The 12089-nt window shown below is 62.2% G+C and carries 10 protein-coding genes; 3 read left to right on the top strand and 7 right to left on the bottom strand.

Annotated elements, in window-relative coordinates; all coding sequences use genetic code 11:
* The first annotated feature begins 86 nt into the window (after positions 1 to 86).
* The 3 genes from ACYZTK_RS24540 to dmpG are packed head-to-tail and all read left to right on the top strand — an operon-like array spanning position 87 to position 2873.
* On the top strand, positions 87 to 878 hold the full coding sequence (locus ACYZTK_RS24540) for a fumarylacetoacetate hydrolase family protein (RefSeq protein ID WP_462012188.1): 792 nt from the start codon (positions 87 to 89) through the stop codon (positions 876 to 878).
* Positions 879 to 907: 29 nt separating this feature from the next.
* Positions 908 to 1834: an acetaldehyde dehydrogenase (acetylating) gene (locus ACYZTK_RS24535; RefSeq protein WP_462012187.1), complete on the top strand. Its 927-nt coding sequence runs from the start codon at positions 908 to 910 to the stop codon at positions 1832 to 1834.
* Between the two features lie 10 nt (positions 1835 to 1844).
* Positions 1845 to 2873, top strand: a complete 1029-nt coding sequence (dmpG, locus tag ACYZTK_RS24530) for a 4-hydroxy-2-oxovalerate aldolase (protein WP_462012186.1) — start codon at positions 1845 to 1847, stop codon at positions 2871 to 2873.
* A gap of 149 nt (positions 2874 to 3022) precedes the next feature.
* On the opposite strand, the gene ACYZTK_RS24525 is transcribed toward dmpG, so the two are convergent.
* The 7 genes from ACYZTK_RS24525 to ACYZTK_RS24495 form a co-directional block, all read right to left on the bottom strand.
* A complete protein-coding gene (locus ACYZTK_RS24525; RefSeq protein WP_462012185.1) occupies positions 3023 to 3856 on the bottom strand; it encodes an SDR family NAD(P)-dependent oxidoreductase in 834 nt (277 codons plus the stop codon).
* Between the two features lie 11 nt (positions 3857 to 3867).
* Complete coding sequence (locus tag ACYZTK_RS24520; protein WP_462012184.1) at positions 3868 to 4635, bottom strand: SDR family oxidoreductase; 768 nt, start codon at positions 4633 to 4635, stop codon at positions 3868 to 3870.
* A gap of 90 nt (positions 4636 to 4725) precedes the next feature.
* Complete coding sequence (locus ACYZTK_RS24515; RefSeq protein ID WP_462012183.1) at positions 4726 to 5961, bottom strand: helix-turn-helix transcriptional regulator; 1236 nt, start codon at positions 5959 to 5961, stop codon at positions 4726 to 4728.
* Between the two features lie 181 nt (positions 5962 to 6142).
* On the bottom strand, positions 6143 to 8569 hold the full coding sequence (locus tag ACYZTK_RS24510; RefSeq protein WP_462012182.1) for an efflux RND transporter permease subunit: 2427 nt from the start codon (positions 8567 to 8569) through the stop codon (positions 6143 to 6145).
* A 14-nt stretch (positions 8570 to 8583) separates the two neighbouring features.
* On the bottom strand, positions 8584 to 9570 hold the full coding sequence (locus tag ACYZTK_RS24505; protein WP_462012181.1) for a WD40/YVTN/BNR-like repeat-containing protein: 987 nt from the start codon (positions 9568 to 9570) through the stop codon (positions 8584 to 8586).
* Between the two features lie 303 nt (positions 9571 to 9873).
* The gene (locus ACYZTK_RS24500) at positions 9874 to 10824 is read right to left on the bottom strand and encodes a bifunctional OB-fold nucleic acid binding domain-containing protein/MaoC family dehydratase (protein ID WP_462012180.1); all 951 of its coding nucleotides are present in this window, start codon (positions 10822 to 10824) and stop codon (positions 9874 to 9876) included.
* Between the two features lie 4 nt (positions 10825 to 10828).
* Positions 10829 to 12040, bottom strand: a complete 1212-nt coding sequence (locus ACYZTK_RS24495) for a thiolase family protein (RefSeq protein ID WP_462012179.1) — start codon at positions 12038 to 12040, stop codon at positions 10829 to 10831.
* Positions 12041 to 12089: the final 49 nt, after the last annotated feature.

Raw genomic sequence — 12089 nt, 5'->3', positions numbered from 1 at the left:
CCGACTCCTTCAGGCTCGCCCCTGATGATGTTTGGGCGGGCCTTTTTTCTTCCCATACGCTTTGCGATCCATCTGGAGCCCTCGCCATGGACACCCACTTGATCAATGCGCTCGGCGACGAACTGTTCAATGCCCTGCGCACCCGCCAGACACTGCCACCCCTGACCCGCCGCTACCCTGAAATCACGCTGCAGCAGGCCTACCAGATTTCTCTGCAATTCCTGCAACGCCGTGAAGCGCTCGGCGAACAGGTGATCGGCAAGAAAATCGGAGTCACCAGCCGCGTCGTGCAGGAGATGCTTGATGTTCACCAGCCTGACTTCGGCTTCCTCACCAACGCCATGCAGGTAGAGGACGGCAGTGATGTCAGCCTGGCTCACTACAACCTGATCCAGCCGCGGGCCGAAGGCGAAATTGCCTTTATCCTCCGCGAAGATTTGCACGGTCCGGGCATCAGTGCCGAGGACGTGCTCGCCGCCAGTCAATGGGTGGTGCCGTGTTTCGAAATCGTCGATTCGCGGATCGATGACTGGCAGATCCGCATCCAGGACACTGTGGCGGACAACGCCTCATGTGGCGTGTTCGCCCTCGGCACCCAACGCATTGAGCCACGATCCGTGGACCTCGCCGCCGTGCACATGCAATTGCTCAAAAACGGCCAGCCGGCAGGCTCGGGCCTGGGCTCGGCTGTGCAAGGTCATCCCTGCGCGGCGGTGGCGTGGCTGGCCAACACCCTGGGCGAGCTGGGCATCCCTTTTCGCCGCGGCGAAATCATTCTCTCCGGTGCCCTGGCACCACTGGTGCCCGTGGTCGCAGGCGACCGGATCAGCCTGTCCATGAGCGGGCTCGGTGAAGCCAGCCTGCGCTTTGTCCCTTGATTTCCCTTTCTCCCCTGGAGCCAAAGAGCATGAGCAAAAAGATCAAATGCGCGCTGATCGGGCCGGGCAACATCGGCACCGACCTGCTGTACAAACTGATGCGCAGCGAAGTGCTGGAGCCGGTGTGGATGGTCGGCATCGATGCGACCTCCGAAGGGCTGGCGCGCGCGCGTGAACTGGGCCTGAAAACCACAGCCGATGGGGTTGACGGTTTGCTGCCCCACGTACTCGATGACGAGATACAGATCGCCTTCGACGCCACTTCGGCCTACGTGCACGCGCAGAACTCGCGCAAGCTCAATGCCCTGGGCGTGTTGATGATCGACCTGACCCCGGCGGCCATCGGCCCGTATTGCGTGCCACCGGTCAACCTCAAGGCGCAACTGGGCCTGGGCGTCATGAACGTCAACATGGTCACCTGCGGTGGCCAGGCGACCATTCCGTTGGTAGCGGCTGTGTCCAGCGTGCAACCCGTGGAGTACGCCGAAATCATTGCCACTGCGGCCTCCAAATCGGTCGGCCCCGGCACCCGCAAGAACATCGACGAATTCACCCGCACCACCTCCCGCGCCGTGGAAAAAGTCGGCGGCGCGAAAAAGGGCAAGGCAATCATCATCATCAACCCTGCCGAGCCACCACTGATCATGCGCGACACCGTGCATTGCCTGACGGTCAGTGAACCTGACCAGCCGGCGATCACCGCCGCCATTGAGGCCATGATCGAGCAAGTGCAGCGCTACGTGCCCGGCTACAAGCTGGTCAACGGTCCGGTATTCGACGGCAATCGCGTGTCGATTTTCATGGAGGTCGAAGGCCTGGGCGACTACCTGCCCAAATACGCCGGCAACCTCGACATCATGACCGCCGCCGCAGCACGCACCGCCGAGATGTTCGCCGAGGAAATCCTCAAGGGCGAGCTTGTTCTGCAGGCCACTGCCCAAACCGCCAACGCATAAGGAGCCAACCATGGATCTTCGCGGCAAAAATATCACCGTTCACGACATGTGCCTGCGCGATGGCATGCACCCCAAGCGTCACCAGATCAGCCTGCAACAGATGAAAGACATCGCCTGCGGCCTCGACGCCGCCGGCGTGCCGTTGATCGAAGTCACCCACGGCGATGGCCTGGGTGGCAGCTCGGTGAACTATGGTTTTCCGGCGCACACCGATGAGGAATACCTGTCGGCAGTGATCCCGCTGATGAAAAAAGCCAAGGTCTCGGCGCTGCTATTGCCGGGGATCGGCACGGTTGACCACCTGCAGATGGCCCATGAGTTGGGAGTCAACACGATTCGCGTGGCCACTCACTGCACCGAGGCCGACGTCAGCGAACAGCACATCTCTCACGCCCGCGGCCTGGGGATGGACACCGTCGGGTTCCTGATGATGGCCCATATGAACAGCCCCGAAGGCCTGGTCAAGCAGGGGCTGCTGATGGAAAGCTACGGCGCCAATTGCATCTACCTGACCGACTCGGCGGGCTACATGCTGCCCCACGACGTCAGCGCAAGGGTGCAAGCGATGCGTGCAGCCCTGAAGCCGGAAACCGAGATCGGTTTCCATGGTCACCACAACCTGTCGATGGGCGTGTCCAATTCGATCGCCGCGATCGCCGCCGGGGCCAACCGTATCGACGCCGCCTGTGCCGGGCTTGGTGCCGGCGCGGGTAATACGCCGATGGAAGTGCTGGTAGCGGTATGCGACCGCATGGGCATCGATACGGGCGTCAGCGTGTTCGGCATCCAGGACGTGGCGGAAGATCTGGTGGTGCCGATCATGGACTTCCCGATCCGCAGTGACCGCGATGCGCTGACTATGGGTTATGCCGGGGTCTATGGCTCGTTCCTGTTGTTCGCCAAACGTGCGGAGAAAAAGTATGGCGTGTCGGCCCGGGAGATCCTCGTGGAAATGGGACGCCGCGGCATGGTCGGCGGGCAGGAAGACATGATCGAAGACACCGCCATGACCCTCGCCCGCCAGCGGCGCCAGGCGTAACCCTCAGGCTCTCGCCCTCGGAAAACATTACCCCCTGTAGGAGCGAGCCTGCTCGCGATTGCGGTATGTCAGTCACCAGATGTGTTGACTGATTTACAGCAATCGCGAGCAGGCTCACTCCTACAGGGGGTAGCGTCAATTGATGGGTATCAGCGCCAGTCCGCGACAATCCCCTGTTCCAGCGCAAACGGCTGCGCCGCAATGGTCCGGCGTTGAAACGCTGGCGCCTGTTCGGCAGTGGCGAGCCACAACATCACCGCCGCCGGAACATGCGGTGGCGCGCTGCCCGCACGCAAAGCGATCAGGCCTTTGTCACCGATGGTGGCCTTGAGCGCTTCGGTGGTGACAACTCCCGGGTTCAGGGTATAAGCGCGTACGCCGTCCGCGCCCAGTTCCGTGGTCAGTACCCCGGACAGTCGCGACACTGCGGCCTTGCCCGCACCGTAGGCATACCCCCAGCCACCCTTGCCCGCAGCCACGGGCGGATCGCTTTCGCCAGCGCCGGAGGTGACATTGATCACCACCCCGCCACCGCGCTCCACCATGTGTTCGGCCACTGCCCGAGTCAGCAGGAACGGCGTGAGGATGTAACCCTGGAACATCCGCTCCAGGGTTTGCGCCTGCAGATCCATGAACCCGGCGTTGAGGTCACTGCCCTGGTAGATCGCATTATTGATCAACACATCGATGCGCCCGTACTCGGCAAGCACCGCTGCGCAGGCGGCCAAGGCCGAGTCGCTGTCGAGCAGGTCCATCGGCACCACGAGCACCCGACAACCGAGCTCGCGCAACGCCTGCGCCGTGCCGTTGAGACTGCCAGCCAACGGCGCCCCGGTCGCGTCGCGCAGGGCATGCTCGTGTTGCTCACCCTCATTGAGCGTGCGGGCGCTGATCGCCACGTCAAAACCGGCGCGGGCAAATGCCAGCGCCGCCTCGCGACCAATCCCACGGCTGGCGCCGGTAATAAATGCCACTTTGTTCATGCTGATTTCCTTCAGAAACGCGCGGCGCGAACCATGGCGTCGATGCCACCGTCGACGAACACTACGCTGCCATGGACGAAAGATGCTTGTGGCGACTGCAGGAAAGCGACCACTGCAGCGATCTCGTCAGGACGCCCGGGGCGACCCAGAGGCGCGACAAAATCGCGGGTCGCCTGGCCAAACCGTGCATCGTCCAGTGACGCCTGGTGCAACGGCGTTTCCACCGCGCCGGGCGCCACCACGTTCAAGCGCAGGCCCTGCTTGCCCCAGCTCACCGCCAGATTGCGGGCATGCAGGCTGATGGCATATTTGGAGGCTGCATAGGCTACGTGCGGCTGGCCCAGGCTATTGGCCAGTGCCAGGGCCTGGACTTCGTCGCCATCTAGCATCGCTTCGACCATGGCCTGGCCGTCCGGCCCGGAATGCGTCGCCGCCACCGAGCCAATCACCAGCGCCGCCGCTTGTTTGCCTCGGGCCAACGCCCCTTGCAGACCTTCGAGCAACTGACTGACACCAAAGTAATTGACGGCCAGGACCAGGCCGCAGTTAGGCGCCGTGACTCCGACCCCGGCGCAGCAGACCAGTCCGTCAAGAACCCCGCCGCTGAGCTCCAGCACTTGCCTGATGGCCGCGTCCCGACCTTGCGGGCTAGACAAGTCGGCGATGACTTCGGCGTTGCTGCGATCGATACCGATAACCTGGTGCCCAGCATCACGCAGGGCGGCGCAAACAGCAGCGCCGATTCCCGAGGCACTGCCGCTGATGGCTGTAATAGGCATTGTTGTTCTCCATGGAAGGTCCGCGCAGTATCGGCAGAGCGATACTGCGACGGCATCGTCTGAGCGGACTAAAAACGTTGCGGGCAACAATCAGGCGTGGCGATACACCGGAACGGCAAGGCGTGGCGGCGGGATGCGAATTTTATCGGACACTTTAAGGGCCACCTTAGGTTTACCCAGGGCTACCACGCTGTTGAGCATGATGCGCACCAGTTCGGTCTGGCGACGCACACCGGTTTTCGAGAAGATCGAGCGCAGATGCGCGCGCGCCGTGTTACGCCGGATATTCAAGACCTCGGCGGCTTCCTCCAGGGACAAGCCGTTGGCCAGCTCCATGGCCAGCGCTGTTTCAGCCTTGGTCAGGTTGAACAGCTGCTTGGTCACCACTTCGCTGGCCAGCGACTTGCTCGATGCATCGCGGATATACACCAGTGCCGCCGGCTGGCCCTTCTCTTCCGCCCAATCCAGGGAGGGAATCGATTCGACGACCACGCCGAGATTGACCAGCCCGGATGGCCGCGTCACCGACATCGCCTCGGCGCTCTTCGGTGCATCCGGGTCGAATGCGCTGCGGATCAAGCGTTGCAACTCGCGGTTGTCGCTGGGATAAGTCGCCTCCAGGCGCCCGCCTACCAGCTTCAAACCATCGGAACGGGCCAGGATCTCCTCGGCCACCGGGTTGATTCGCAACACGCTGCCGCCCTCATCGAGCACCAGGGTAGCGACCGACAACCGGCTGATGGCCTGCGAATACAGATCGCTCAGAGATTCGCTGCGGTCCAGCAGGTTGTGCAGCTGCGAGGCACGCCGCAGATGCGGCAGGAAGCTGGCGCAGAGCGCCCGTTCGTGGGCATTGAAATTCGCGGCGTGCTTGGGCCGAGTCATACGAAAACGCAGCTTGCCGCCATCCGGGGTGGAAATGTCGGCACCCATCAGGTGATACACGTCGAAAGGGCCGCAGAACATCTTGAAGTAGGCGTGATGCTCCCACTCCCTGGAGCTCATGATGTCGTCCACGGTGAATACCTGGTCCAACGGCTGATTGGCGAATGGGGTATTGGTTTGCGGGTAGGTCATGTAGTTGACGTCACCGGCGCCTTCGATATCGCCGACGAGAATCATCACCCCCGTGTCCGGTTCGTCCGGCACCCGCAAAATCAGGGTGACGAAATTGGCCTCGTAGAGCTTGAGAAAGCTCCTGAGGGCGCGAGCCATCAACTTCGGATCGAGCGCACCTTCATAGATCTCGCCTACCAACTCACTGTAACGCGTAAGGTCCAGGCCAACGCTGGCCAAGGTTTCCTGGGTCAAGACAACATCGTGCATAGTCTTCTCCTGGCGCGGGTAAGGACTGGGTCCTTCCCTTATTATTTTTATAATTTCGGCTGGGGCGAGCCCCGAGGCTCGCCCTTTTTGACCGCTACCTGCCAGCGCAATCCAGCAGCTGGACCGGCTTCAGTTTCTCCGCCACCTGCGCACTCCACAATAGGCCCGGCAGGTTTATTTTCTACTCCCGGGAATCACGTGCAGCCGGGCTGTTTTGCGGGCGAAACTGACCTTGTGCCGGCAATGGCTGGCGGGCCCGTTCGGTGACCAGCGGGCGCCCGCGGTTGAACCAGGCAGCCAGCGCCGGCAGGAGAAAAATCGCCCCCAGCACGTTGACCAGGAACATGAACGACAGCAGTACCCCCATGTCAGCTTGAAACTTCAGCGGTGCGAACGCCCAGGTGCACACACCAATCGACATGGTCACGGCCGTGAACACCGCCGCAGTGCCGCGTTGGCACATGGCCTCGTAGAACGCCTCGCGCAGGTTCGCGCCGCGCAGCATTTCGTGCTGGATCCGTTCGTAAAGGTAAATGCCATAGTCGACACCCACGCCGACACCCAACGCCATCACCGGCAAGGTGGCGACTTTCAGGCCGATCCCGAGCATGGTCATCAACGCATTGCACAGGATCGCCACGATCGCCAACGGCACCAGAATGCACAGCACCGCGCGGATCGACAGGAAGGTCATCCAGCAAAACAGCGCCACCGAACCGAACAGCGCCCCGAGCATGATCACTTCTGCACGCTTGACCGCCTCGTTCGAAGCCGCCATCACCCCGACGTTGCCGCCGGCCAGCAGGAATTCGACTTGCGGCGTACTGACTTCAGCAATGATCCGCTTGGCTTGCTCGATGGCATGGCTGACAGTGCTGCCCTCGTGGTTGGCGAGGAACACCAGGATCTGCATCTGCTGACAACCGTCGGTGACCAGGCCGTCATCCGGCATGTAGGCCCGTGCGCCCTGGCTCAAGCCACGGGGCGAACCCGGGATCGCTGCCCAGCGCGGATTGCCTTCATTGTTGCCGGCGATCACGCGCTTGCCCATGTCCGCCACACTCTGGATCGACTGCACGCTTGCGACCGTGCGCATGCGGAAGTCGAAGGCTTCCACCGCACGCATCACGGCAGGCGACAGGCAACCTTCGTCGACACCCTTGACCTGGACGAACACCGACATCACATCGAGGCCGATGGAGTAGCTGTTGATGATCTTTTCGTTATCCAGGTTGTAGCGGGAGTCGGCCCGCAGCTCTGGAGCGCCAGCGCCGATATCGCCCACCGCCAGGTCGCGAGCCTTGTAGGCCCCGGCCGCCAGCAGCAATAGACTGACCACGAACACCCCGACGGCTGGCCCCGGTTCGGCCAGCGCCGACAACCGCCACCACAGGCGGTGCCTGCCCGCCGGCCGGGATTGCGCTCGGCGCAGCAACGCAGGTTCCAGGCGCAGGTAGGAAATGATGATCGGCAACATCAATTTGTTGGTGATGATCATCAGCATCACGCCGATGCAGGCAGTCACCCCCAGTTCGTGGACGATCGGGATGTCGATCATCATGATCACCGCAAACCCCAAGGCGTTCATCAGCAAGGCCAGGGAGCCGGGGATGAAGATCTTGCAGAACGCCGAGCGTGCGGCCTCCATCGAGGAACTGCCGGCCAGCACGTCCTGTTTCCAGGCATTGGTCATCTGTACCGCATGGGACACGCCAATGGAGAAAATCAGGAACGGCACCAGAATCGACATCGGGTCGATGCCCAGCCCCAACAGCGGCAACAAACCCAGCAACCAGACCACCGGCAGCAAGGCAACCAAGAGCGCCACCACGGTCAGGCGCAATGAGCGCGAATACAGCCACAGCAGCAAACCGGTAATGACGAAGGCCACGACGAAGAAGCCGATCACGGTGTTCAGCCCTTCGACCACGTCGCCCACCAGTTTGGCGAATCCAACTATGTTGATCTCGATATCAGGGCTGTTGTACTTGCCGCGGATTTCCTCCAGGCGCTTGGCGATGTCGACATAGGACACCGGTTGGCCGGTCTTCGGATCCGTGTCCTGAAGGTCGGCACGCACCATCGCCGATTTCAGGTCGTTGGCCACCAGGCGGCCGACCTGGCCGGACGCCGCGGTGTTGCTGCGCACCTGCGCCAGGTCTTCGGGGCTGCCACTGAAGCGTGGCGGCACCACCACGTCGCCAAAGAAGCCTTCCTCGGTGATCTCGATATAGCGCACGTTGGCGGTGAACAACGACGTCACGCTGGGACGACTGACACCCGAGATGAAAAACACGTCGTCGGTGACCTTGCGCAAGGTCTCGAGGTACTCGGTGTTATAGATGTCACCCTCGCCTTTCCAGCGCACGCTGACCAGAAACCGGTTGGCGCCAGTGAAGTAGCGACTGAACTTGAGAAAATTAACCATATAGTCATGGCGCACCGGGATCTGTTTGTTGAACCCCGGGTCGAGCTGTGTGTGGGTAGCGCTGTAGCCCAGGCCCAGCGTCACCAGAACGAATAGCAAGAGCAATCCCTTGCGCCAGGCCATCAGCAGGTCCGCGCCTGTGTCGACGCAGCGCGTCACCCAGTGTTTAGCTTGATTCATTACCTGCCTCTCATTTACTGGGTGGCCTGTGTGGCCACTAGGGCAGCGACGCTGCCACCTGAACCTTGCAAGACCCCACGCTCGCCCCCTACCAGCAGGCGCGAGCCAACCATGGTCGCCGAGGTCAACGTGCCGAGCCCGGCCAGGCGCCCGACGCCGACCAGTTGACCTTTCGCGTCCAGGCGCACCACCGAGCTGCCCGCACCGACGATCACCAGCCCCGATTGACCCGGCAGCACTACGTGGCCGTACAGCGGCAGTTGATTACCAACTTTGATCTGGGACCAGGTGTCACCGAAGTCATGGCTGACGAATACGTGCCCGCGCATGCCGTAGGTCACCCAGTTGTCCGCGCTCAGGCGCACGATGCCGAACAGCGAGCCGCTGTAGAACGCCGGCAAGGTCTGCCAGTGTTGGCCGCCATCGGTGGTGCGCAACACCAGCCCCTGCTCGCCCACCAGCATGCGCCGGCCATCGGTGCCGCCGTCCATGCTGTTGAGGTGGGCGCTGTCTATATCCAGGGTTTGCGGCGACCAGGTCTTGCCGGCATCGAGGGACTGGTAGAACTTGCCGAAGCTGCCAAAGGCCATGACGTTGTCGCCACCACTGGTCCAGATGCCCAGCAGTGGTTCGCCGAGATCGCTGTCGTAACGAATCTCCTGCCAGCTGCTGCCGGCATCTGCGGAACTCAGGATCCAGCCGTCATGCCCGACTGTCAGCAAGCGCTTGTCATCGAGTGCGACGACAGCGGTCAGGGTGGCGTTGCGCTGAGTGGCGACACTGGCTGGCTGCCAACTGACACCCTGATCATCGCTGAGCAGAATGCTGCCCCGCTCGCCCACCGCGACCACGCGTGAGCCAAGATTGAGCAGGCCGTTGATCTGCACCCGGTCTGGGCGAGTGGCAACCGCTTCGGCTGGCGGGAGAGTTTTCGGCGAAAAGGTGTAGCCAATGGTCAAGGCGACCACTAGGCAGACTGCGTAGCCGATCACAGAGCGCATACACAATGCTCCTGTTCTGGACACGCGTGCGTAGGGCAGGTCATAGGGCCAATCCTCTTGTTCTTGTCAGGCACCAAGGCAGGTGAAGCAATCGAAACGAGCGATGCTCCTGAAGGGATATTCAGCGCATGGCCGGGGGTACACATCGTCCAAATGGCTTATGTATTGGCAGGAATGGCATGGCGGAGGGGTTTTGCGGGTGATGCGGGCTTGGGTTGGCGGCATATCCGTTGAGGCAGGCTTGCTCCCTCTGTGGGAGCGAGCCTGCTCGCGATAGCGGCCTCACAGCCGCCCCATCAACCATCAAGCGATATAAAGAATCACCAGGTCATTGATCACCGACGGCCGATCCTGCCCGACCACATGGGTGTTGAGCTCCAGGGTCAACTGGGTCCCCCGAGGCATGATCTCGACCTTTTTCACCCGGGCTCGGGAATGAATACGCGACCCCGCCGGCACCGGCGCCGGGAAGCGCAGGCGATCGGAGCCATAGTTGATCTGGGTGGTGAAACCGCTGATCTCATAACCCAGGTCCAGCTTCATCCGCGACTGCAGCACCTGCACCAATGCACCATGGGCGATGGTGCCGCCGAACGGACTTTGCAGGCGCGCCCGCTCAGGGTCGGTATGAATCCAGTAATCGTCCCCCGACAACAGGGCGAAGGCATCGATCAGCGCCTGGTCGACGACAACGACATTACTCCAGCCGCTGTACTCCTCGCTGACCAGCGCCTGCAGCGCCGGCCCATCATTAAGGTCAATCTGCCGCACAGGCACTGAGCCGGAGGCAGCGGGCGCCGGTTCGCTGTCCTGCGCAGGCAGCGATTCGAGACTGAGCGCATCCTTGTCCACGCCGGTAAAGCGCAGCAGACGGTTACCCTTGGCGTCGACTTCAGCAAACACCGCCTGCAGCGGCATGCCAATGCTGATTTCATTTTCTTCCAGGCCGACCAGATTGGTGTTGATGCGCACGCCCTGAGCCAACTCGATCACCGCCAGCTTCTGCGGCATCTCATCGATAAAGTCGGGCAGGGTCGCGATGCGCGTCACGGTGTAGCTGTACAGCGTTGCGCTACCGTCGACTTCGCGCCAGGCCAGGTCGTGTTCAAGGCAGGCCGTGCAATGGCGACGCGGGTAGAAATTCCAGTGCGCACAGGCGTTGCACTGCTGGATCAGCAGGCGCCGGGCCTTCAGGCCTTCCCAGAATGGCGCGGAGATTTGCGTCGGGACCGGCATCGGTTTGTTGTTGGACATGTGCTTATGCTCCCTGAAGTATCAATGCGCCCTGCTCGCTCATCACGCCGCCGGTACCGGAGACATAGACGTTGTCGCAAAGCCCCAGTTGACGTTCACCGGCCGCGCCGGCGATCTGTGTCACCGCCTCGATCACCTGGCTCATGCCACCGGCCGAGGCCGACTGGCCGAAGCTGAGTTGCCCGCCATGGGTGTTCATCGGGAAATCGCCACGCCAGGTCAGGTCGTGTTCGCGCACGAACGCCATGCCCTCGCCCTTGCCGCAAAAACCGGCATCTTCCAGGGTCAGCAGCGTGGTGATGGTGTAGCAGTCGTAGATTTGTGCAGCGTGGACGTCCGCCGGTTTAAGCCCGGCCATGGCAAAGGCACGCTGGGACGCCGGACCGATCGGGGTGTTGAGCATGTCTTCGGCATAGGACGGCGACTTGAAGGCCAGATGTTCGCCAAAACCGGTAATGAAGGCAGGACGTTTGCGCGAGCGCGCCGCCACTTCCTTGCTGGTGATGATCATCGCCGCGCCACCGGCCACCGGCATGACGATCTCCAGGACGTGCAACGGGTCGGCGACCATTTTGCTCGCCAGTACCTGTTCGATGGTCAACGGTTGGCCGTAGAACATGGCCTGCGGGTTGGCCAGGGCGTTGGTGCGCTGATCGACGGCAATCTTGGCCATCGCTCGCTGGTCATAGTCGTACTGCGCGGCATAACGCTGGGCGATCATCGCGTAGCCGGTGTTCTGGCCCATGTGCCCGTAAGGCAGGTCGAACTCCGCTTCGGGCGCACCGAATGCGGTGCTGTGGCCACCGAAGCGCATGGACCGGGCCATCCAGCCCGGATCCTCGTCGGGGCCGAACGGCGCCATGCGCGCGGGGATCACGCACAGCACTGCCTGGCACAGCCCCAGCTCGATGGCCGCCGCGGCACGCCAGACCATGCCCACCGAGGTGCAGCCGCCCAGGTCCACCACTTCGGCGAAGTTCAGGCGCAGGCCCAGGTACTCGGCGGCCATCGCCGGTACGAATACTGAAGCTTCGTGAAAGTGCGGGCCGTTGATGACCAATCCGTCGAGGTCCGAGGCTTTGAGCCCGGCATCACGCAGAGCCTGGGCCGCCAGATCGGCGACTTGCTCAAGATGGAACATCCTGGGCGCGGTGGCGTACTTTTCCGGTTTGTATTGTGCGGTGCCAACAATGGCCGCATGCCCTTTGAGCCCCATAGTGCCTCCATGTCGAAGCGTTGGGCTTCGACCGTTTTGAGTTTGTGTT

It is taken from the genome of Pseudomonas sp. LB3P31 (genome assembly GCF_054897945.1).
This window is presented reverse-complemented; position numbering and strand designations above follow the sequence as displayed.